The sequence below is a fragment of the Nocardioides sp. genome (assembly GCF_036493135.1).
Lineage (GTDB): Bacteria > Actinomycetota > Actinomycetes > Propionibacteriales > Nocardioidaceae > Nocardioides.
Genome location: NZ_DASXQG010000095.1, coordinates 22,383 through 44,827 on the forward strand (window position 1 = coordinate 22,383; position 22,445 = coordinate 44,827).

The window sequence follows — 22,445 nt, forward strand, 5'->3', positions numbered from 1 at the left end:
CATGCTCGAGACACCCGACGACCTGGCCCGGCTGCAGTCGCTCCTCGACGCCTCGCACGCGCGCTCGACCGAGCACCTGCGCGGCATCATCCACGACGACCGGACCCTCTCTGCCGCCCAGATCGCCGGCCTGCTGACCGGGATGAAGGTGATCACGGCCGCCACGGTGACCGCGCACGGCGAGCCGCGGATCAGCGCGATGGACGGTCACTTCCTGCACGGCACCTGGACGTTCTCGACCAGCCGCACCTCGGCCAAGGCGCGTCACCTGGCCAGACGCCCCGCGGTCTCGGTCGCCCACGTGGACGGCGAGGCCCTCGCGGTGTTCAGCCACGGCCGGGTCCTGGAGCTGAGCGGCGACGAGCTGGCCTCGGTCGACGAGCACTGGACGGCGCACTACGGTTCGTCGCCGTTGTCGTGGGGCGACGTGGTGATGTGGCGGCTCGAGCCGACCTGGATGGTGGGCTACGCGTTCCAGCGCGATCAGCTGCTCGCAGATCGTGGTCTCACGACCTGAAATGGAACAACCTCCGATGGCGCGTCGTTGCGTCCTCACGTGAGCCTGCTCTTCTCGCCGCTGACCCTGCGCGGTACGACGTTCCGCAACCGCGTGTGGGTGTCGCCGATGTGCCAGTACTCCTCCACCGACGGACGTCCCACCGACTGGCACCTCGTCCACCTCGGTGCCCTCGCCCAAGGCGGGGCCGGGCTGGTGATGACGGAGGCGACCGCGGTGGTCCCGGAGGGCCGCATCTCGCCGCTGGACGCCGGGATCTGGAACGACGAGCAGGCGGCGGACTACGAGCGGATCGTCGACTTCGTCCGCGGCCAGGGCGCCGTACCCGGCATCCAGCTCGCGCACGCCGGTCGCAAGGCGTCGACCCGCGCACCCTGGCTCGGACGCGGCTACGTCCCGGTCGCAGAGGGTGGCTGGGAGACGGTCGGCCCGTCCCCGGTCGGGTACGCCGACTGGCCGGGGCCACGCGAGCTCACCAGCGACGAGCTGACCGCGATGCCGGGACGATGGGCGCTCGCCGCACGCCGGGCGCTCGAGGCCGGGTTCGAGGTCGCCGAGATCCACGCGGCCCACGGCTACCTGCTCCACCAGTTCCTCTCGCCGCTGACCAACCGGCGTACCGACGCCTGGGGCGGCAACCTGGCCGGCCGCAGCAGGCTGCTGCTCGACGTGGTGGACGCCGTGCGTGACGTGTGGCCCGAGGACCGGCCGCTCTTCGCCCGGGTGAGTGCGACCGACTGGGTGGAGGGCGGACTCGATGTGGACGATGTCGCGTCGGTCGCGGAGCGGCTCGCGCAACGCGGCGTCGATCTGGTCGACGTTTCGAGCGGCGGGAACTCACCCGACCAGGAGATCTCCAGCGGACCGGGTTACCAGGTGCCGTTCGCGACCCGGATCAAGAACGCATCCGGCCTCCTGGTCGGCACGGTCGGCCTCATCACCGAGCCGCGCCAGGCCGAGAAGATCCTCCAGGACGGCGAGGCCGACGTGGTGTTCCTGGCCCGCGAGCTGCTGCGCAACCCGCACTGGCCGCAGTACGCCGCGGCCGAGCTCGGGGCCGAGGTCTACTGGCCCGACCAGTACCTCCGCGCGCGTCCCTGACGACGTCGGCCCGCGCTCCTAGAGTGGGACCATGCAGGTCTACCTCGATCTTCTCCAGCGCATCCTCGACGACGGGGTCGAGAAGTCCGACCGCACCGGCACCGGCACCCGCAGCGTGTTCGGCCACCAGCTGCGCTTCGACCTGACCGAGGGCTTCCCGCTGGTCACCACGAAGAAGGTCCACACCCGTTCGGTCTTCGCCGAGCTCCTGTGGTTCCTGCGCGGCGACACCAACGTCAAGTGGCTGCAGGACCGCGGCGTGACGATCTGGGACGAGTGGGCCGACAGCGACGGCGACCTCGGCCCCATCTACGGCTACCAGTGGCGCTCGTGGCCGACGCCCGATGGCCGCCACGTCGACCAGATCGCGCAGGTCATCGAGCAGATCCGGGCCAACCCCGACAGCCGCCGCCACATCGTGTCCGCGTGGAACGTCGCCGACATCCCCGACATGGCGCTCGCGCCGTGCCACACGATGTTCCAGTTCTACGTCGCCCCCGCTCCCGACGGCCCGGGCCGCCTGAGCTGCCAGCTGTATCAGCGCTCGGCCGACGTCTTCCTCGGCGTCCCGTTCAACATCGCGTCGTACGCGCTGCTCACCCACATGGTGGCCCGGGTGACGGGGCTCGGCGTCGGCGACTTCGTGCACACCCTCGGCGACGCCCACCTCTACACCAACCACCTCGAGCAGGCGCATCTCCAGCTCACGCGCGAGCCGCGTGCCCTGCCGACTCTGTGGCTCGACCCGGCCGTGACCGAGATCGACGCCTTCGACCTCGAGCACATCGCGGTCGAGGGCTACGACCCCCACCCGGGCATCAAGGCCCCCATTGCCGTCTGAGCGACGTCGCCTCACGCTGGTCGCCGCGTACGCCGCCAACCGGGTGATCGGCGACCACGGTCGCATCCCCTGGCACCTGTCCGAGGACTTCGCCCACTTCAAGGCGACCACCATGGGTGGGGTGCTGGTGATGGGACGCGCGACGTACGACTCCATCGGCCGCCCGCTCCCCGGGCGGACGACGATCGTGGTCACTCGCAACCCCACCTGGTCCGCCGACGGCGTGCTCGTCGCGCACTCGCTCGACGACGCACTCGCCCTGGCCGCGGAACAGCCGGGGGAGACCTTCGTGGTCGGGGGCACGCAGATCTACGAACAGGCCCTCCCGCTGGCCACCCATCAGGTGCTCACAGAGGTCGACCTGGCGCCCGAGGGAGACGCGTACTACCCCGACTTCGACCTCGATGAGTGGGTCGAGACGAAACGCGAGCCCTGCGAGGGGTTCACCTGGGTCTGGTGGGAGAGGCGATGACGCTCGACATCACCGTCGACGGCACCGGCGACGAGCCGCCGTACGAGCAGATCCGTACCCAGATCGCGGGGCAGGTGGCGAGCGGCGAGCTGCCGCCCGGGACGAAGCTGCCGACGGTCCGCGCGCTGGCCGAGACCTTGGGGATCGCCCCGAACACCGTCGCGCGGGCCTATCGCGAGCTGGAGCACGCAGGGGTGGTCACCACTCGGGGCCGGGCAGGCACGGTCGTCAACGGCGACGGTGCGGACCGGGCCGCCAAGGAGGCCGCGACGACGTACGCCGACGCGATGCGGGCCCTGGGCGTGGGGCAGGATGAGGCTCTCGGGCTGGTACGCCGCGCGTTCGGCCGGCCCGTGAGCAGCTGACAACCAGACACCGAGCCGTTTTCAAGGGGGCGGACGTGCGGGTGCATGACGAGGTCCGTGACGCGCTGGCCGACGGGCGCGCGGTGGTGGCGCTCGAGAGCACGATCATCAGCCACGGTCTGCCGCGTCCCGACAACGCGCGGCTGGCGCGGGAGTTCGAGCAGGCGGTCCGAGATGGCGGTGCCGTCCCGGCAACGGTCGCCGTCATCGACGGCGAGGCCCGGGTCGGGCTCGACGACGCGGCGCTCGACCGGCTCGCCAACGACGAGGATGCGGTCAAGGTCAGCGTCCGCGAGCTGGCCGCCATCGCGGCCCGGGGCGGCGTGGGTTCGACGACCGTCGCCTCCACCGCACACCTCGCCGCCCGGGCGGGCATCATCGTCTTCGCGACCGGCGGTCTCGGTGGCGTCCACCGGGGTGCCCAGGACACCTTCGACGAGTCCGCCGACCTGACCACCCTGTCCCGCACCGGCGTGCTCGTGGTCTGCGCGGGGGTGAAGTCGATCCTCGACGTCGGCGCCACCCTCGAGCGGCTCGAGACGCTGGGCGTGGGCGTGCTGGGCTACCGCACCGACCGCTTCCCCGGCTTCTATCTCGCCGACTCCGGTCACGAGGTCGGATGGCGAGTCGAGTCCGCCGGCGAGGTCGCCGCGATCCTGGCGGCGCGCGACGCCGTCGGCACCGATGACCTCGGACTGATCCTGGCCAACCCGATCGCCCCCGAGGACGAGCTCGACCGCGTCCTTCACGACCGGCTGCTCGACTCCGGTCTCGCCGCCGCCGAGCGCGACGACGTACACGGCAAGGACGTCACGCCGTACCTCCTCGACTGGTTCCATCGCGAGAGCCAGGGCAAGTCCCTGCGCGCCAACGTCGCGCTGGTCAGGTCCAACGCCCGGCTCGCCGCCGAGGTGGCGTCGGCCTATGCGGGACGGACGCGGTGACCTTCTTCTGCCTGGGCGACCTGATGGTCGACGTCGTCGCCCGGCTGTTCGGTCCGCTGGCCGAGGGGTCGGACAGCCCCGGGGTCATCGCGTACGTCGGGGGCGGCTCGGCCGCGAACACGGCAGCCTGGCTGGCCCGCGTGGGGGAGACAACGACGTTCATCGGCGCGATCGGCGACGACCCGGCCGGCCAGTCGCAGGTCGAGAGCCTGCACCGGCTCGGGGTCGACGTGCGGTTCGGGGTGGACCGCACCAGGCCGACCGGCACCTGCCTGGTGCTGGTCGCACCGTCGGGGGAGCGGACGATGGTCCCCGATCCCGGCGCCAACCTGTCGCTGCTCGAGCACGACGTACCGATCGACGAGTTCCGGGCCGGCGACCATCTGCACGTCTCGGGCTACGCGCTGCTCCGGGACTCTCGTGACGCCGCCCTCCACGCCTTGCACGCGGCCGTCGCAGCGGGCATGACCGTCTCCGTCGGCGCCGCCTCGGCCGCTCCGCTCGAGCAGCTTGGCCCGCGTGGGTTCCTGGACATGGTCCCCGGCGACGCGCTGCTGTTCGCCAACGAGAAGGAGGCCGCCGTCCTCGTCGGCACGTCCGCGACGTCCGCGGACCTCGCCAGGTTGCTCGCGACCGACGGTCGGCAGGCCGTGGTGACCGCCGGATCCGGGGAGGCGACCTGGAGCAACGGCGAGGCAACGTCGTCCCTGGCTGCCGAAGCGCTCGACCGGCCCGAGCTCGACACGACCGGTGCCGGCGATGCGTTCGCGGCCGGCTTCCTGGCGGCCCGTGCCCGGGAGGCAGCGCCGGAAGTGTGCCTGCGCGACGGGCACGCGCTCGCGGCCGCCGCGTGCCGTACGACGGGTGGTCGGCCCGAGCCCTGAGCACCGTGACAGGGTGGGCGGCATGGAGCTGCGCATCTTCATCGAGCCTCAGCAGGGCGCGACGTACGACGACCAGCTGACCGTCGCGCGACTGGCCGAGGGGCTGGACTTCGGGGCGTTCTTCCGTTCCGACCACTACCTCGCGATGGACGTCGACGGCCGACCGGGACCGACCGACTCGTGGGTGACGCTGGCCGGCATCGCCCGGGAGACGGACACGATCCGGCTCGGCACGATGATGACGTCCGCGACCTTCCGCTATCCCGGGCCGCTCGCGATCTCGGTCGCCCAGGTCGACCAGATGAGCGGCGGGCGGGTCGAGCTCGGCATCGGCGCGGGGTGGTACGACGCCGAGCACGCGGCGTACGCCATCCCCTTCCCACCCGCGGGCGAGCGCTTCGACAACCTCGAGGACAATCTCGCGATCCTCACCGGGCTGTGGACGACGCCCGATGGCGAGACGTTCTCCTACCAGGGCTCGCGGCACAGCGTCGTCGACTCACCGGGCCTCCCGAAGCCCGCGCAGCAGCCGCACCCGCCGATCATCATCGGCGGCAAGGGCGCGAACCGCACCCCGGCGCTGACGGCCCGGTACGCCGCGGAGTTCAACCTGCCGTTCGTCGGCCTGGACGTCACCGAGCAGCAGATCGGACGTGTTCGAGCGGCCTGCGAGGAGATCGGTCGCGACCCCGACGAGCTCGTCTACTCCAACGCGCTCACCGTCTGCTGCGGTGCCGACGAGAACGAGATCAAGCGGCGGGCCGAGTTCATCGGCCGCACGCCGGAGGACCTCCGGGAGAACGCCCTCGCCGGCACGCCCCAGGAGATCGTCGACACCCTCGGCCGCTACGCCGCGCTGGGCTCGCAGCGCATCTACCTCCAGGTCCTCGACCTCCACGACCTCGACCAGATCGGCCTGCTGGCCGACGAGGTCATGCCGCACGTCTGAACACGACCAGGTCGGGTCGGTGGCGACGCGGCGATCGATGCCGGGCCCACCCACCGAATGGTCATGAACCGCATGGCTGAGGGCCCGAGACCTGCGGTTCGTGACCATCCGGTGCAGTTTCTCCAGGGACGGCTCAGGCGAGGCCGTCGAACGGACGGACCTCGACCTTGCCCCGGCAGGCCTTCGACCCCTCGGCCGCGAGCTTGAGCGCCACGTCGAGATCCGGAGCGTCGATCACCCAGAAGCCCCCGATGACCTCCTTGGTCTCGAGATAGGGCCCGTCGGTCAACACCGGCGCCTCACCCTGGCCGTCGACGACGGTCGCCGTGGACGCCGGCTGAAGCCCACCGGCGAAGACCCAGTAGCCCTCGGCGTGAAGCTTGTCGTTGAACACGCCGGTCGCGGCGAACGCCTTCTCCATCTCCTCCTTGGAGCCGTAGCTCCCGAACTCGTCCATCTCGGCGGGTCCGTGCACGGTCAACAGATACTGCGTCATCTCGATCCTCCTCAGTTCCAGGCGGTCCCGATGACCACCTTCTACCTCCACCACGAAAGCCCTCGCGCCGATCCGACAACCTGCCACAGACGGTGTCCGGTCCAGCAGAGCATTTCTCTCGCGACCTGTCGGATCGGTCATGGCACGTTCGTGGAAGGGGTACGAGCAGGTCGCACCGCGCGGCCCGCAGAGGAAACGGAGCCCGACATGTCCACCACCACCGCCCATGTCTCCACCCGCGTCACCCCCGACGCGCATGCCCCCGCCGGCCAGCGACAGCCTGTCTGGAGGCACGGCGTCGCCGCGGCCGTGGTCGCCTCGGTCGCCACGACCGTCCTCGCGACGGTCGCCTCGGCCGCCGGGGTCTCGTTCGCCGACGGCACCGGCACGAGCATCCCGATCGCCGCGTTCGCGCAGCTGACGCTGGTCTTCTCGCTCGTCGGCGTCGGCATCGCTGCCGTGATGGCGCGTACGGCGCGCCGGCCGCGGGTCACGTTCGTGCGGACGTCGGTCGCCCTGATCGCGCTGTCCTTCGTCCCCGACCTCACGTTCGGCTTCGACCCGGGCTCCGCGGCCACCCTGATCACGCTGCACTCCGTCGCCGCGGCGATCGTGGTGCCGACCCTGGCGGGGCGGCTCGCGCGCACACGCTGACCTTCTTTGCCCCACGCTCCTCAACTCAGGCGATGAGCCAGCTCGGTCGTCTTCGTACAGTTGCCTTGGCCTTGCTAGGGGGGCCGGCATCCGGGGACCCCATGCCCAACGGATGCCATTCGGCGCCCGCCGGCGCCCCGCCGCCGGCGGGCGTTGACATGCCCGGGAGTCGAGGAGGGCCGTCGGTACGCCTGAGCGGGGCCAGCTCCGAGTAGCCTGAGCCGCATGACGTCCCCGGCGCCTTTCGGGCGAATGCTGACGGCGATGGCCACGGCGTTCACCGACGATGGCGAGGTCGACCTCGACGGGACGGCGGCGATCGCGCACCATCTCGTCGATCACGGGCACGACGGCGTGGTCGTGAGTGGTACGACGGGGGAGAGCCCGACGACGTCCGTGGGCGAGAGCGGCGAGATCCTGCGCGTGGTCAAGGATGCCGTCGGCGATCGCGCGACGGTGATCGCGGGGGTCGGCACCAACAACACCGCGCACAGCATCGAGCTCGCCCAGCAGGCCGAGAAGCTGGGGGCGGACGCGCTCCTCCTCGTGACGCCGTACTACAGCAAGCCTGGCCAAGCGGGCGTCCTCCACCACTTCGAGCAGGTCGTCGGGGCGACCGGCACCCCCGTGGTCTTGTACGACGTGCCCGGCCGCACCGGCACCCAGATCAGCCTCGAGACCTACGAGCGGATCAAGTCCGACACCGTGGTGGCGGTCAAGGACGCGGTCGGCGACTTCGCGCGCGGCGTACGCCTGCTCGAGCTCGGGTACTCCATCTACAGCGGCGACGACGTCTCCAACCTCGCCTGGCTCGCCCACGGGGCGAGCGGCGTGATCAGCGTGGTCGGCCACGCGGCCGGTCATCCGATCCGCTCGATGATCGAGGACTTCCTCGACGGCAACACCACCGCAGCCCTGAAGACCTACCAGCGCCTGCTGCCGGCGACCACTGCGATCATGGGTGTCCCGAACTACGGGGCCACCACCGCCAAGGCCTGCCTGCAGCTGCTGGGCGTCCTCGACAACCGCAACGTCCGGGGACCTCTGGTCCCGCTCACGGACGACGAGGTCGGCGCCCTACGCGCCGGCCTCGAGGCCTCCCAGCTGCTCTGACCCACTACCCAGAGAGAAAACCCCTTGAGTCACCCGCATCCTGAGCTCTCCGCGCCGTCCGAGCTGCCGAAGGGAGGCTTACGGATCTACCCGCTCGGCGGCCTGGGCGAGGTCGGTCGCAACATGACCGTCCTCGAGTACGACGGTCGCCTGCTGATCGTCGACTGCGGCGTCCTCTTCCCCGAGGAGTCCCACCCCGGCGTCGACCTGATCCTGCCCGACTTCGACGCGATCCGAGACCGGCTCGACCAGGTCGAGGCGCTGGTCCTCACCCACGGCCACGAGGACCACATCGGCGCCACGCCGTACCTCCTGCGCGAGCGCGGCGACATCCCGCTGGTCGGCTCCGAGCTGACGCTCGCCCTCCTCGACTCCAAGCTCCGCGAGCATCGGCTCAAGGAGACCGTCCACCACAAGGTGAAGGCGGGCGACCGGCTCACGCTCGGTCCGTACGAGCTCGAGTTCGTCGCCGTCAACCACTCGATCCCCGACGCCCTGGCCGTCGCGATCCGCACCGGCACGTCCCTGGTCCTGCACACCGGCGACTTCAAGATGGACCAGCTCCCGCTCGACGGCCGCATCACCGACCTCCGCGCCTTCGCGCGACTGGGGGAGGAAGGCGTCGACCTCTTCCTCACCGACTCCACGAACGCCGAGGTCCCCGGCTTCACCACGTCCGAGCAGAACATCGCGCCGGTCCTCGACAGCGTCTTCTCCGGCAGCGACCAGCGGATCATCGTCGCCTGCTTCGCCTCCCACGTGCACCGCGTGCAGCAGGTGCTCGATACGGCGGTCCGGCACCGCCGCAAGGTCGGGTACGTCGGGCGCTCGATGGTCCGCAACATGGGCATCGCCCAGGACCTCGGCTACCTCCACGTCCCGCCCGACGTGATGGTCGACGCCAAGGATCTCGCCGACCTCGCGCCCGAGCGTCAGGTGCTGATCTCCACCGGGAGCCAGGGCGAGCCGATGTCCGCGCTCAGCCGGATCGCCCAGCGCAACCACAACTTCGTGCACATCGAGGAGGGCGACACCGTCATCCTCGCCAGCTCCCTGATCCCCGGGAACGAGAACGCCGTCTACAAGGTGATCAACGGCCTCACCCGGCTCGGGGCGAAGGTCGTGCACAAGGGCAACGCGCTGGTGCACGTCTCCGGCCACGCCAGCGCCGGCGAGCTCCTCTACGCCTACAACGTCGTCCGGCCGCGCAACGTGCTGCCCGTGCACGGCGAGTTCCGGCACATGAAGGCCAACGCCGACCTCGCCCGGGCCACCGGCGTCGAGAACGTCGTCATCGCCGAGGACGGCGTCGTCGTCGACCTGATCGAGGGTGTCGCGAGCATCGCCGGCAAGGTCGACTGCGGCTACGTCTTCGTCGACGGCTCCAACATCGGCGACATCACCGAGTCCGACCTCAAGGACCGCCGGATCCTCGGCGAGGAGGGATTCGTCTCGGTGATCGTGGTGATCGACTCGGTCAGCGGCAAGGTCTCCAGCGGCCCCGAGATCCATGCGCGCGGGTTCGCCGAGGACGACAAGGCGTTCGACGACATCAAGCAGCCGATCATCGACGCGATCGACCGGGCGATCCGTGAGGGCACCGACGACACCTACCAGCTCCAGCAGGTCGTACGCCGGGTCGTGGGCCGCTGGGTCAACCGCGAGCTGCGCCGTCGTCCCATGATCATCCCCGTGGTCATCGAGGCGTGAGCAAGGACGCACCGCGGCGCCGATCAGGGGGTCGTCAACCTCACGTGGCCGCCAACACACCGGCCACGATCAGCGCCTGGCCGACGTGGTAGGTGACCATCACGGCCACCGGTGCCCAGGGGAAGGGCCTGACGAACCGGTTGACGGCCAGGATCGAGTCGCTGGCCGCGAACACCGTCGCGCCGACGGCGATCGTGGGATCCCCGGTGTCGAAGGCCACGATCACCATCGCCCCGATCACGATCGTGTAGAGCCCGACCGGGGCCGCGAGCGCCCAGCCGGAGCGGAGGTATGTCGCGGGCGCCACCTGCCGGGTCGCGAGCAGGCAGGCGAACAGCACCGCCCAGGCTGCCCAGGCCCACCCCGCCGGGTCGAGCCCGAGCCGGACGAAGGAGACGACGAACGCGACATGGCCGACCAGGAACGCCGCGAGTCCGAGCCGGAAGCGGGTGTCGGAGTCGCCGAGCAGGAACACGTCGCCGGCGAGGCCGAAGGCCAGGGCGACGATGAGCCAGAGTCCGGCGGACGTGTCGGCCGCGCCGAGGACGAGAGCGACCACGATCAGGCCGACCACGGTGGCCGGCTTCGCCCAGGTCTCGATACGCCGGTCGCCGCGCGCCACGGCGTACCAGTCGACCGGCGCGAGCACCGCCGGCAGCACCCAGACCAACTCCACGGCGGCAGCATGACAGGCCTGTCGGCGCCCCGTGCCAGGGTGGCGGCATGAACGTGAGCGAGCTCCTCGCCGACGCCCTCGGGCGCGTCCGCGAGCAGATGCCGGACCTCGTCGCAGGCCTCAGCGACGACGACCTCGCCTGGCGACCAGACCCCGAGGCCAACTCCATCGCCTGGCTGGTGTGGCACCTGACCCGCATCGAGGACGACCACGTTGCCGGCGTGACTGGCACGGAGCAGGTGTGGGTCGCCGAGGGCTGGGCCCAGCGGTTCGGACTGCCTTTCGGTGTGCACGAGCACGGCTACTCCATGAGCGCCGCCGACGTCGGCAAGGTGCGGGTCAGCGGCGACCTGCTGACGGGGTACTACGAGGCGGTGGCGGCACGCACCGCGGCGTACGTCGCCTCGCTCGGGCCCGACGACCTCGACCGGGTCGTCGACGCGGCGTGGGACCCGCCGGTGACCCTGGGCGTCCGGCTGATCAGCGTCGTCAACGAGGTGAACGCCCACCTCGGACAGGCGCAGTACGTCCGCGGGCTGCTCGAGCGGAGGTAGCCCCTCAGACCAGCGTCCCGAGACGGCGACCCGCGCGCGGCGTGTGGTCCGTGTGACTGGAGTGACGGTGACCTAGATTCGTCACCATGGCGACCCGTACGTCTTCCCCGCCGGGTTCGCGGAGCAGGGCCAAGACATCCGCGCGGCCTTCTACGCGTTCCCGGAGTACGTCGAAGAAGCGACCACGCTCGTCCGCGCGCAAACGGCGTCCGGCGCCCCGAGCTGTCCGCTCGGGGCGCGGTCCGGTCCTGCGTCTGTTCGCCGCGCTCGGCCGCGGGATCGCCGCGGTCTGGCTCGGCATCGCACACGCCGTCGGCGCCGTCGCCCGCAAGATCGGGCGGACCGCCCGCGACCTCGAGCCCGAGCACCGGCGCGACGGGGTCGGCCTGTTCCTGTTCGGGCTCGCGGTCGTCGTCGCGGGCGCCGTCTGGTGGCAGCTGCCCGGAGGCCTGATGGAGGGCGTCCACACCGTCGTCGCCGGCTCCGTAGGCAAGGTCGGCTGGCTGGTGCCACTGATCCTGGTCTGGATCGGCTGGCGCAACATGCGTGACCCGGAGACCAACGGCCCGGCCGGGCGTCAGGTCGTCGGCTGGATCGCCCTCGGGTTCGGCGTCCTGGGGACGGTGCACATCGCGGCCGGCAACCCCGCGCCGGTCAACGGCGACTCCTCCGACCTGCAGAACGCCGGCGGCGCCATCGGATACGTCGTGTCGAGCCTGCTTCTCGACCTGCTGCGCACGGCGTACGTCGTGGTGCCGCTGCTTCTCCTGCTGGCGTTCTTCGGGATCCTGGTGATCACCGCAACGCCGGTGTTCCAGGTGCCCGTCAAGCTCGCGGCGTTCCGCGACCGGATGCTCGGCCGTACGCCGGTCGACCAGTCCGACCTGCCCGAGAACGGCGTGCGCAGCCGGCGCCGCGGCCCGATCCTCGACGACGACGCGGAACCGGGCGACCCGGCGTACGACAGCCCGGTCTTGAGCGACCGCGAGCTGAAGAAGCGTCGTAAGCGCGGCGAGCTCGAGGACACCCAGACCGACGGTGACGCGACCCAGGCGATCCAGGTCGCCGGCCCGGACGACGACACGGCTACCGACATGGTCCCCCCGCCGCACACGCCGCTGCCCGACCGGATGGAGCAGCTCGAGCTCTCCGGCGACGTGGTCTACAGCCTCCCCAACAACCAGGTGCTGCGTCCCGGCTCGCCGCACAAGGCCCGCTCCCGGGCCAGCGACGAGGTGGTCGGCCGACTGACGCAGGTGCTCGAGGAGTTCGGCATCGACGCCCAGGTGACCGGTTACACGCGCGGGCCGACGGTCACCCGCTACGAGGTCGAGGTCGGCCCCGCGGTCAAGGTCGAGAAGGTCACCGCGCTCTCGAAGAACATCGCCTACGCCGTCGCCTCGGCCGACGTACGGATCCTCAGCCCGATCCCGGGCAAGTCCGCGATCGGCATCGAGATCCCCAACGCCGACAAGGAGATCGTCTCGCTCGGCGACGTCCTCCGGTCCGGCACCGCCCGCTCCGACCACCACCCGCTCGTGGTCGGGCTCGGCAAGGACGTCGAGGGGGGCTTCGTGGTCGCCAACCTGGCGAAGATGCCCCACCTGCTGGTCGCCGGCGCCACCGGCTCCGGCAAGTCGAGCTTCATCAACTCGATGGTGTCCTCACTTCTGATGCGCTCGACGCCCGACGAGGTGCGGATGATCATGATCGACCCCAAGCGGGTCGAGCTGAACGCCTACGAGGGCATCCCGCACCTGATCACGCCGATCATCACCAACCCGAAGAAGGCCGCCGAGGCGCTGGCCTGGGTCGTGCGTGAGATGGACCTGCGGTACGACGACCTGGCCAACTTCGGCTTCCGGCACATCGACGACTTCAACAAGGCCGTGCGTGCCGGCAAGGTCACGGTGCCGCCGGGCAGCGAGCGCGAGGTCGCGCCGTACCCCTATCTGGTGGTCGTCGTCGACGAGCTGGCTGACCTGATGATGATCGCGCCGCGCGACGTCGAGGACGCCGTCGTACGCATCACCCAGCTCGCGCGAGCCGCGGGCATCCACCTGGTGCTCGCGACCCAGCGCCCGAGCGTCGACGTGGTGACCGGTCTGATCAAGGCGAACGTGCCCTCGCGACTCTCGTTCGCGACGTCCAGCCTCGCCGACAGCCGCGTCATCCTCGACACGCCCGGTGCCGAGAAGCTGGTCGGCCAGGGTGACGGGCTGTTCCTGCCGATGGGCGCGTCGAAACCCGTGCGCGTCCAGGGCTCGTGGGTCACCGAGGCCGAGATCCACCAGGTCGTCGCGCACTGCAAGAAGCAGCTCGCGCCGACGTACCGCGAAGACGTGACCGCACCGCCACAGAGCAAGCGGGAGCTGGACGACGACATCGGCGACGACCTCGACCTGGTCATCCAGGCCGTCGAGCTGGTCGTGTCGACGCAGTTCGGGTCCACCTCGATGCTCCAGCGCAAGCTCCGCGTCGGCTTCGCGAAGGCCGGGCGGCTGATGGACATCCTGGAGAGCCGTGGCGTGGTGGGGCCCTCGGAGGGCTCGAAGGCACGCGACGTACTGGTGAAACCCGACGAGATCGACGTATTGATCGCCACCCTTCACGGGGAGATGGGGGCCTGACATGAGCATCGACACCGCGCACGACGAGTCCGTCCTGGAGACCATCGGGGGGCCGGTCACCGCACCCGAGCACCTCGTGGAGGTACGCCGCAGCCCGGGGCTCACCGCGGGGCTGGGGGCCGGCGCCTCGCTGGTCGCGGTGGCCTATCTCGCCCGTGCCGCCGGTGGCGGTGGCGTCCTCGACTGGTTGCTGGCGATCGTGCTCGGCCTGGTCGGGATCGCCAACCTCGCCGCGCTGCTGGACGCACGCACGCCGCTGCTCGTCGCCGACGACCTCGGCGTCCGGCTGCGGCTGGGCCGATCCTGGGTGGGCCTGCCGTGGGCGGGCCTGCAGGAGGTCGAGCACCGCGCCCGGCGCGGCTGGTGGCGCGACGGGCTGCTCACCGTTCGCACCCACTACGTGCAGCGGGTGCTGGAGGATCTCGATCCCGGGGGTCGGCGGATCGCCCGCTTCAACCGCCGGATGCACGCCTGGCCGCTCGTCGTACCGCTCGGCCTGAGCACCCGTGTCGTCGGAGCCGAGCCCAACCTGACGACGGCGCTGCGCGAGCTCGCCGCCGGCCGGGCACCGGTCGTCGAGCCGGCGTCGGACGGGGAGTCCGCGCCGCGTCCTCGCCAGGTCCCCGACCCGCGGCCCGCGATCGCGCACCTGATCGGTGTGGTCGCCGCACGCGTCGAGCGCCCGGATCGCGGAGACGCGGTCGAGGTCCTCGACGAGGCCGTCGAGGAGGAGCCAGAGGTCGTCGCCAGCGAGACCCCCGAGCCGGCCCGCGAGACCATCGCGGCGGCCCGTGCCGAGGTGCGCCGCGAGACGCGCGCCGAGCTCGAGCCGCTGGAGCTGCTCGAGGAGGACACCCAGATGTGGGGCGATCTGCACGCCGCTCCCGACGTCGAGGGCACTCTGCTCATCGACGACGACGTGGCCCATCCGCCGCCCGACCCGGTGATCGGTCCGCAGTTCGCGGTCGCCCGCGAGCGGCTCGGGCTGTCGGTCGACGAGCTCGCCGACCGTACCCGCATCCGCCCGCACGTGATCGAGGCGATCGAGGTCGACGACTTCAGCGCCTGCGGTGGGGACTTCTACGCGCGTGGACATCTGCGCACCCTCGGCCGGGTGCTCGGGGTGGAGGCCGGCCCGATCGTCGCGACGTACGACGAGCGCTACGCCGACGCGCCGATCGATCCGCGGCGAGTGTTCGAGGCGGAGCTGGCCGGCGCCGGCTCGATCCGCGCGACCCGCGGCGGCCCGAACTGGTCCGTGCTCGTGGCTGCGGTGATGGCGCTGATCCTGTGCTGGTCGGTGGCGCGGCTCGTCACCGGCGGCCCCGACCAGACGCCCGACCAGGCAGCGCTCACCGGGTCCGGCGGGCCGAACCACGGCCACGCCGCCGTCGCCGATCCGGTGCCGGTCACCGTCAGCGCGGCCGGCACGGGGGCGAGGGTCGTGGTCCGTGACGGCACCGGGAAGCTGGTGTTCTCCGGCGACCTGTACCACGGACAGCGGCACACCGTGCAGGCGTCTCCGCCGGTGCGGATCCAGTCGACCGACGGGTCGGTGAAGGTGACGGTGGGCGGGCAGGACCGCGGGCGCATGGGGCCAGCGGGCCGACCAACCACCCAGACCTACGTCGTACGCCGGTGAGGTCACCCACCCGGCCGCGGAAGCGGGACCCATAGCCACGGGGCGGCATACTCGGCCCTGATGACAACCACACACCGCGACGTGTCCGTCGCCCTGGTCACGCTGGGCTGCGCGCGTAACGACGTCGACTCCGAGGAGCTCGCCGGACGGCTGGCCGCCGACGGGTTCCGGCTGGTCGACGACCCGGAGAACGCCGAGACGGTCGTCGTGAACACCTGCGGGTTCGTCGAGGCGGCCAAGAAGGACTCCGTGGACACGCTCCTCGCGGCCGCCGATCTCAAGGGGTCCGGACGCACGCAGGCGGTCGTCGCGGTGGGCTGTCTCGCCGAGCGGTACGGCAAGGGCCTCGCCGAGTCGCTGCCCGAGGCCGATGCGGTGCTCGGGTTCGACGACTATCCCGAGATCGCGGCCCGACTGCGCTCGATCCTGGCCGGCGAGGCGCTGCACCCGCACACGCCGCGCGACCGTCGGGAGCTGCTCCCGATCTCGCCGACGGAGCGCGATGCGAGCGCCGTGTCGGTGCCCGGGCACGCCGTGGTCCGGGCAGGCTCGACCGACGGCATCGGCGTGCACGCTCCGGCAAGCGGCCCGCGCACCGTACGCCGCCGCCTGGCCGGTGGCCCGATGGCGCCACTGAAGCTGGCCAGCGGGTGCGACCGTCGGTGCTCGTTCTGCGCGATCCCCAGCTTCCGTGGCTCCTTCGTGAGCCGCCGCCCCTCCGACGTCATGGCGGACGCCCGCTGGCTGGCCGGTGAGGGCGTCCGCGAGGTCTTCCTGGTCAGCGAGAACAGCACGTCGTACGGCAAGGACCTCGGCGATCTCAGGCTCCTGGAGACGTTGCTGCCCGAGCTGGCGGCGGTGGACGGCATCGAGCGGGTACGCGTGTCCTACCTCCAGCCTGCCGAGACCCGGCCGGGCCTGGTCGAGGCGATCGCGACGACGCCGGGCGTCAGTTGCTACTACGACCTCTCCTTCCAGCACGCCAGCGCGACGGTGCTACGTCGGATGCGGCGGTTCGGTGATCCCGAGAGCTTCCTCGGGCTCCTCGAGCAGGTCCGTGCCTTCGCGCCGACCGCCGGCGTGCGGTCGAACGTGATCGTCGGCTTCCCCGGTGAGACCGACGACGACCTGCAGACCCTCTGCGACTTCCTGGTCGCCGCCCGGCTCGACGTCACCGGCGTCTTCGGCTACTCCGACGAGGACGGCACCGAGGCGGCCGCGTTCGACGGCAAGCTCGACGACGACGAGATCCGGGCCCGGGTCGAGCACGTCACCGACCTGGTCGAGCAGCTGACCTCCGAGCGGGCCGATGAGCGCATCGGCGAGCGGGTCGTGGTGCTCGTCGAGTCGGTCGAGGACGGCACGGCCGAGGGGCGCGCCGACCATCAGGGGCCCGAGGTCGACGGCACCACCCGGCTGGCCGCGGGTGCCCACCGCATCGGAGACCTCGTGGCCGCCACCGTCGTCGCGACCGAGGGGGCCGACCTCGTCGCGGAGCCGTGCGCATGACCGAGCAGGCTGCGACCGTCGGGAACTGGAACCTGCCCAACGTGCTCACCGGGCTGCGGATCCTGATCGTCCCCTTCTTCGGCTACGCCCTCCTGCACGACGGCGGCGACTCGATCGTCTGGCGCTGCGTGGCCACGCTGCTCTTCGTGGTGGCGATGGTCACCGACAAGGTCGACGGCGACATCGCGCGCTCGCGCGGTCTGGTGACCAACTTCGGCAAGATCGCCGACCCGATCGCCGACAAGGCGATGACCGGGATGGCCTTCGTGGGGCTTTCGATCGTCGGCGACGTCTGGTGGTGGGTGACGATCGTGGTCCTGCTCCGGGAGTGGTCGGTCACCCTGCTCCGCCTGTCGATCCTCAAGCACGTCGTCGTCGCCGCCGCCCGGAGCGGCAAGGTCAAGACGGCCCTCCAGGTCGTCGCGCTGACCGGCCTCTGCCTGCCGCTGCGCCAGCTGGACCCACCACTCCACGACGCGGGCGTGGTGCTGTTCTACGCCTTCCAGGCGACTCTCGCCGCGGCCGTTGCGATGACCCTCTGGTCCGGCTACGAGTTCTTCCGGGACGTGTGGCGACAGCGCGAGTCCATCCGCGCCACGTGACGTTCACCGGGACGCCACGTCCCGCTGGTGCTCCGGCCCCCCACGTCGTACTAGGGTGACGCGCACCACACTGTCGTCGGCATCCCGGCGCTCTCGGCTCTCGGCTCGGAAGGACCCTCCCGCTTCATGTTCTCCTTCGCTCGCGCACGCACGCGTGTGCTCATCGCCTCCACCGTCCTGGCGCTCGGCGCCACCATCCCCGGCGGGGCCCTGCTCGCCGGCGCCGACGCCAACCCGTCGGGCACCGGGCTGGTCATCAGCGAGGTGTACGGCGCTGGGGGCAACTCCGGCGCGCTGCTCAACGCCGACTACGTCGAGCTCTACAACCCGACCAGCGCCGACGTCAGCGTCGCCGGCGACTACATCCACTACCGCTCGGCCGCGGGCAGCAGCGGCGGTACGCCGTTCGCCCTCACCGGCAGCGTCCCGGCCCACGGTCACTACCTGATCCAGATGGGATCCCCCGGCGCCAACGGCACGGCCCTGCCGACCCCCGACGCCGGCCCGGCCGGATTCAGCATGGCGGCGGGTGGCGGTCAGGTGTTCCTGCTCAGCCAGAGCAGCGCGATCACCACGACCGGCGACATGAAAGGCGTGGCGGGCGTCGTCGACATGGTCGGCCAGACCACCGCAACCTCGTTCGAGACCATGGCGGCGGGCGCGGCGGCCAGCACGACGAACTCGCTCAACCGCAGTGCCACCGGTGGCGACTCGGACAACAACTCCGTGGACTTCTCACTGGCGGCCCCGTCGCCCGAGAACAGCAACCCGGTGATCGTGCCGCCGACCGAGCACACGATCGCGGAGATCCAGGGCACCGGAGCCTCGTCCCCATTGGTCGGCGACCCGGTGATCACCCAGGGCGTGGTGACCGCGGCGTACCCGACCGGCGGCTTCTTCGGCTACGTGCTCCAGACCGACGGCACCGGGAGCGGAACCGACGCGACCCCCGGCGCCTCCGACGCGATCTTCGTGCACCAGCCCTCGGGCGCCGTGACCGTCGAGGTCGGGCAGTACGTCCAGGTCACCGGCGACGTCAGCGAGTTCAACGGACTGACCGAGCTGAGCGTCAAGGCCGCCGACGTCCAGGACCTCGGCACCCCACCGCTCGGCGGCGTCCAGGCGCGCGGCATGGCCTACCCGACGACGGCTGACGGGCGAGAGGCTCACGAGAGCGAGCTGATCTCGCCGACCGACCCCTTCACGGTCACCGACAACTTCGACACCAACCAGTTCGGTGAGATCGGGCTGGCCACTGGCGACCACCAGCTGTGGCAGCCGACCGACCTCTACAACCCGAACCTCGAGCCCGCGCAGGTCGCCGCCGTCCAGGCCGACAACGCAGCGCGCGGCGTCGTGCTCAATGACGGGTCGAGCTGGAACTTCCTGACCACCGACAAGAACACCCCGATGACCTGGCTGAACCCCGCCAACCCGGTGCGCATCGGATCGACGGCCACGCTCCACCAGCCGATGATCCTGGACTACCGCAACAACCTGTGGGAGCTCCAGCCGACCAGCCAGGTGCGGGGCGACGGTCACGAGTGGGCGACGTTCGGCGACACCCGGACGGCCAACCTGACGCCGCAGCCGGTCGGCGGTGACATCGAGCTCGGCACCTTCAACGTGCTGAACTACTTCAACACCACCGGCAAGGACTGGATCGCCCAGGGCCACACCTGCACGTTCTTCAACGACCGCACCGGAGACCCGGTCGGAGACAACGTCTGCTCCGACAACGGTCCGCGTGGCGCGGCGGAGTCCAGTGGTGGCACCGACCTCTCCGACCCGAAGGCCGACTTCGAGCGGCAGCAGGTCAAGGAGGTCAAGGCGATCAACACCATGAACGTCGACATCATGTCGCTGGAGGAGATCGAGAACTCCGCCGCTCTTGGCGAGAGCGACCGTGACGACGCCCTGAAGTCGCTCGTCGACGCGCTGAACGCCGATGCGGGCACGACCCGTTGGGCGTACGCCCCGTCGCCGGACCCGGCCGACCTCCCACCCCTTGCGGAGCAGGACGTCATCCGTACGGCGTTCATCTACAACCCGAACACCGTGCAGCTGGTCGGTTCGTCCCAGGTGCTGTCGAACCAGTCCGGTGACGGACAGCCGTTCGCGAACGCGCGTGAGCCGCTGGCCCAGGAGTTCAAGCGCAAGGGTGCCCTCGACTCCGACGGCTTCCTGGTGGTCGTGAACCACCTCAAGTCGAAGGGCGACAGCTCGCCGCCGGCGACGGGTGACAACGCCAACGGCATCCAGGGCGCCTTCAACGGCGACCGGGTCCGGCAGGCGCACGCGCTCGTCGACTTCGCGAAGGCGACGGCGCAGGCAGACGGCACCAAGAAGATCTTCCTGGTGGGTGACTTCAACTCCTACACCCAGGAGGACCCGATGCAGGTGCTGTACCAGAACGGGTTCATCAACCAGCCCAGTGACGACCAGAAGGACACGTCGTACGAGTTCGACGGCCAAGCGGGCTCGCTCGACCACGTCCTGGCGAACGCGGCGGCGGCCACGATGGTCACCGCTCGCGACGTCTGGCAGATCAACGCCGAGGAGTCCGTGGGCTTCGAGTACAGCCGCTACAACTACAACGCCACGTTGCTGTACCAGCCCAACCAGTTCCGGGCGTCCGACCACAACCCGGAGCTGGTCGGCCTGAGCGCGCCGTTCAGCCAGCAGGCCTCGACCGTGAGCGCCACCGCGACCCCGAGCGCGGTGAGGAAGAAGAAGGACACGTCGCGCGTCGACGTGACGGTGACGGGTGCCCAGGGCGTCACGCCGACCGGCGAGGTCAAGATCCTGGTGGACGGCGTGACGGTCGGTACGACCACGCTCAGCGGCGGGACCGCGAGCTTCGTGGTGGGCCCGTTCCCGAGCGCGGGCGTCCGCGAGGTCGAGGTGGAGTACGCCGGCGACGATGTCACCCAGCCCGGCCACGCCAAGGTCGACATCACCGTCACCAACGGCAACCCGTAGGAGCGCCTGTCAGCCGGCGGCCGTGCGCAGGGCGAAGGCCGCCTGTACCAGCGTCAGGTGGCTGAAGGCCTGCGGGAAGTTGCCGACCATCCGGCCGTGCTCGGCGTCGTACTCCTCCGACAGCAGACCGACGTCATTGGTGAACCCGCACAGGCGGTCGAACAACGCGTGCGCGTCGTCCAGTCGCCCGGCCGCGGCGTACGTCGAGACCAGCCAGAAGGAGCAGGCCAGGAACGGGTGCTCGTGGCCGGCCAGGCCGTCCACGCCGGTCTGGGTGCGGTAGCGCAGCAGCAGACCGTCGCGCATCAGGTCCTCCTCGATGGCCGCGACGGTGCCCAGCATCCTCGGGTCGTCGGCCTCCACGAAGCCGACCAGCGGCAGCATCAGGAGCGAGGCGTCGACCTCGTGCGTGTCGTAGTGCTGGGTGAAGGTGTTGCGGTTCGCGTCGAAGCCCTGGGTCATCACCTCGTCACGCACCCGGTCGCGCAGGTCGCGCCAGCGGTCGACGTCGCCCTCGAGCCCGTGCCGCTCGACCGCCTCCACCGCACGGTCGAACGCGACCCACACCATCACCCGCGAGTGGGTGAAGTGCTGCCGCGGGCCGCGGATCTCCCAGAGCCCGTTGTCGCGGTCCTGCCAGGTCTCGGCGAGGTGGTCGATCAGCACCCGCTGCAGGCTCCAGGTGTCATCGCTCTGCCCCAGGTCGGACTCGCGCGCGGCCTCGAGGGCGAGCATCACCTCGCCGATGACGTCGGTCTGCCGCTGGTCGACCGCGCCGTTCCCGATGCGGACCGGACGCGCTCCGCCGTAGCCCGGCAGGCCGTCGATGGTGAGCTCGGTGAGCCGCCGCGAGCCGTCGACGGCGTACATGATCTGGAGGTCGGCGGGGTCGCCCGCCACCGCCCGCAGCAGCCAGTCGCGCCAGAAGCGCGCCTCCTCGGTGGCGCCCGCCTCGATCAGCGAGTTGATGGTGAGCGCGGCGTCGCGCAGCCAGCAGTAGCGGTAGTCCCAGTTGCGCTCGCCGCCGAAGTCCTCCGGCAGCGAGGTCGTCGGCGCCGCCACGATGCCGCCGGTGTCGACGTGGGTCATCAGGTGCAGCGTCAGCAGGGAGCGGCGTACGACGTCCGCGTGCGGGACGTCGGTGAGGTCGAGCCGGGCGACCCAGGTGACCTCGTCGTGGATCGTCTCGTCGACCAGCGCCGGATGGGGACCCGGTGTCCGGAAGTGAGACGGCAGCCACGTGGTCGAGAACGTCAGGATGTCGCCCTCGCGGACGTCGAAGTCGTCGACGTGACGGTTGCCGGAGGCCTCGGGCAAGCGGGCACCGCGCAGGACGAGCTTGTCCGGCCCTGCCACCGCGGTGATCGCCGGCTCGTCACTGTCCTCCAGCCGCCGGCGGATCCACGGGCGGGCGGTGCCGTACTCGAAGCGCACCACCCACTCGTGGTGCATCCGCACGGTGCCCCTCACGCCGGTGACCCTCCGCACGATGTCGATCCGGCCGTTGCCGGTGGGCATCACGTCGAGCAGGGTGACCACGCCGGTGTCGGTACTGAACGTCGTCTGCAGCGCCGCCGAGTTCTCGACGTACGCCCGCGAGACCTGGTAGTCGCCGACCGGGCACAGCTGCCAGTGCCCGTTCTCCTCGTCGCCGAGAAGTGCCGCGAAGCAGGCGGGCGAGTCGAAGCGGGGGAGGCACAGCCAGTCGATCGAGCCGTTCCTCCCGACCAGCGCTGCGGTGCTCCGGTCGCCGATCATCGCGTAGTCCTCGATCGGCCGGCTCACGGTCGCGACTGTAACCCCG

At 70.9% G+C, this 22,445-nt stretch carries 20 protein-coding genes; 17 read left to right on the forward strand and 3 right to left on the reverse strand.

Features of this window, described 5'->3' with window-relative positions; genetic code table 11:
• Window position 1: 1 nt before the first annotated feature.
• From VGJ24_RS18025 to VGJ24_RS18060, 8 genes are read left to right on the forward strand one after another with little or no spacing between them, the layout of a single operon-like run.
• Window positions 2-517 carry a pyridoxamine 5'-phosphate oxidase family protein gene (locus VGJ24_RS18025; RefSeq protein ID WP_331502026.1) on the forward strand — a complete coding sequence of 172 codons (516 nt, stop codon included), beginning with the start codon at window positions 2-4 and terminating at the stop codon, window positions 515-517.
• A gap of 39 nt (window positions 518-556) precedes the next feature.
• A complete protein-coding gene (locus VGJ24_RS18030; protein WP_331502027.1) occupies window positions 557-1,618 on the forward strand; it encodes an NADH:flavin oxidoreductase/NADH oxidase in 1,062 nt (353 codons plus the stop codon).
• 31 nt (window positions 1,619-1,649) lie between these two features.
• Complete coding sequence (locus VGJ24_RS18035) at window positions 1,650-2,459, forward strand: thymidylate synthase (protein WP_331502028.1); 810 nt, start codon at window positions 1,650-1,652, stop codon at window positions 2,457-2,459.
• Entirely contained in the window at window positions 2,449-2,931 is a 483-nt protein-coding gene (locus tag VGJ24_RS18040) for a dihydrofolate reductase (RefSeq protein ID WP_331502029.1), read from the forward strand. Before VGJ24_RS18035 ends, VGJ24_RS18040 begins: the two co-directional genes overlap by 11 nt.
• Window positions 2,928-3,296 carry a GntR family transcriptional regulator gene (locus tag VGJ24_RS18045; protein WP_331502030.1) on the forward strand — a complete coding sequence of 123 codons (369 nt, stop codon included), beginning with the start codon at window positions 2,928-2,930 and terminating at the stop codon, window positions 3,294-3,296. Before VGJ24_RS18040 ends, VGJ24_RS18045 begins: the two co-directional genes overlap by 4 nt.
• A gap of 35 nt (window positions 3,297-3,331) precedes the next feature.
• On the forward strand, window positions 3,332-4,240 hold the full coding sequence (locus VGJ24_RS18050; RefSeq protein ID WP_331502031.1) for a pseudouridine-5'-phosphate glycosidase: 909 nt from the start codon (window positions 3,332-3,334) through the stop codon (window positions 4,238-4,240).
• Window positions 4,237-5,124, forward strand: a complete 888-nt coding sequence (locus VGJ24_RS18055) for a carbohydrate kinase family protein (protein WP_331502032.1) — start codon at window positions 4,237-4,239, stop codon at window positions 5,122-5,124. Before VGJ24_RS18050 ends, VGJ24_RS18055 begins: the two co-directional genes overlap by 4 nt.
• 22 nt (window positions 5,125-5,146) lie before the next feature.
• Entirely contained in the window at window positions 5,147-6,073 is a 927-nt protein-coding gene (locus tag VGJ24_RS18060; protein WP_331502033.1) for an LLM class F420-dependent oxidoreductase, read from the forward strand.
• Window positions 6,074-6,206: 133 nt separating this feature from the next.
• On the opposite strand, the gene VGJ24_RS18065 is transcribed toward VGJ24_RS18060, so the two are convergent.
• Window positions 6,207-6,569 (reverse strand): YciI family protein, encoded by a 363-nt coding sequence (locus VGJ24_RS18065; protein WP_331502034.1) that lies wholly within the window; start codon window positions 6,567-6,569, stop codon window positions 6,207-6,209.
• A 207-nt stretch (window positions 6,570-6,776) separates the two neighbouring features.
• On the opposite strand from VGJ24_RS18065, the gene VGJ24_RS18070 reads away from it, so the two are divergent.
• The 3 genes from VGJ24_RS18070 to VGJ24_RS18080 all read left to right on the forward strand — a co-directional run bounded on the left by VGJ24_RS18070 (window position 6,777) and on the right by VGJ24_RS18080 (window position 10,046).
• Window positions 6,777-7,223 carry a DUF6069 family protein gene (locus tag VGJ24_RS18070; RefSeq protein WP_331502035.1) on the forward strand — a complete coding sequence of 149 codons (447 nt, stop codon included), beginning with the start codon at window positions 6,777-6,779 and terminating at the stop codon, window positions 7,221-7,223.
• A 225-nt stretch (window positions 7,224-7,448) separates the two neighbouring features.
• Window positions 7,449-8,336, forward strand: a complete 888-nt coding sequence (gene dapA / locus VGJ24_RS18075; protein ID WP_331502036.1) for a 4-hydroxy-tetrahydrodipicolinate synthase — start codon at window positions 7,449-7,451, stop codon at window positions 8,334-8,336.
• 24 nt (window positions 8,337-8,360) lie between these two features.
• Window positions 8,361-10,046 carry a ribonuclease J gene (locus tag VGJ24_RS18080; protein ID WP_331502037.1) on the forward strand — a complete coding sequence of 562 codons (1,686 nt, stop codon included), beginning with the start codon at window positions 8,361-8,363 and terminating at the stop codon, window positions 10,044-10,046.
• Window positions 10,047-10,086: 40 nt separating this feature from the next.
• Here VGJ24_RS18080 and VGJ24_RS18085 read toward each other — a convergent pair whose 3' ends face one another.
• The gene (locus VGJ24_RS18085) at window positions 10,087-10,722 is read right to left on the reverse strand and encodes a lysoplasmalogenase (RefSeq protein ID WP_331502038.1); all 636 of its coding nucleotides are present in this window, start codon (window positions 10,720-10,722) and stop codon (window positions 10,087-10,089) included.
• A gap of 47 nt (window positions 10,723-10,769) precedes the next feature.
• On the opposite strand from VGJ24_RS18085, the gene VGJ24_RS18090 reads away from it, so the two are divergent.
• The 6 genes from VGJ24_RS18090 to VGJ24_RS18115 all read left to right on the forward strand — a co-directional run bounded on the left by VGJ24_RS18090 (window position 10,770) and on the right by VGJ24_RS18115 (window position 20,641).
• The gene (locus VGJ24_RS18090) at window positions 10,770-11,276 is read left to right on the forward strand and encodes a mycothiol transferase (protein ID WP_331502039.1); all 507 of its coding nucleotides are present in this window, start codon (window positions 10,770-10,772) and stop codon (window positions 11,274-11,276) included.
• Window positions 11,277-11,362: 86 nt separating this feature from the next.
• A complete protein-coding gene (locus tag VGJ24_RS18095; protein WP_331502040.1) occupies window positions 11,363-13,906 on the forward strand; it encodes a DNA translocase FtsK in 2,544 nt (847 codons plus the stop codon).
• Between the two features lies 1 nt (window position 13,907).
• Entirely contained in the window at window positions 13,908-15,548 is a 1,641-nt protein-coding gene (locus VGJ24_RS18100; RefSeq protein ID WP_331502041.1) for a helix-turn-helix domain-containing protein, read from the forward strand.
• 60 nt (window positions 15,549-15,608) lie between these two features.
• Window positions 15,609-17,057 (forward strand): MiaB/RimO family radical SAM methylthiotransferase, encoded by a 1,449-nt coding sequence (locus tag VGJ24_RS18105; protein WP_414691115.1) that lies wholly within the window; start codon window positions 15,609-15,611, stop codon window positions 17,055-17,057.
• Complete coding sequence (gene pgsA, locus VGJ24_RS18110; RefSeq protein ID WP_331502042.1) at window positions 17,054-17,659, forward strand: CDP-diacylglycerol--glycerol-3-phosphate 3-phosphatidyltransferase; 606 nt, start codon at window positions 17,054-17,056, stop codon at window positions 17,657-17,659. The genes VGJ24_RS18105 and pgsA overlap by 4 nt, the downstream gene beginning before the upstream one ends.
• A gap of 126 nt (window positions 17,660-17,785) precedes the next feature.
• Complete coding sequence (locus tag VGJ24_RS18115; RefSeq protein ID WP_331502043.1) at window positions 17,786-20,641, forward strand: ExeM/NucH family extracellular endonuclease; 2,856 nt, start codon at window positions 17,786-17,788, stop codon at window positions 20,639-20,641.
• Window positions 20,642-20,650: 9 nt separating this feature from the next.
• On the opposite strand, the gene VGJ24_RS18120 is transcribed toward VGJ24_RS18115, so the two are convergent.
• The gene (locus tag VGJ24_RS18120; RefSeq protein WP_331502044.1) at window positions 20,651-22,426 is read right to left on the reverse strand and encodes a glycoside hydrolase family 15 protein; all 1,776 of its coding nucleotides are present in this window, start codon (window positions 22,424-22,426) and stop codon (window positions 20,651-20,653) included.
• Between the last annotated feature and the right edge of the window lie 19 nt (window positions 22,427-22,445).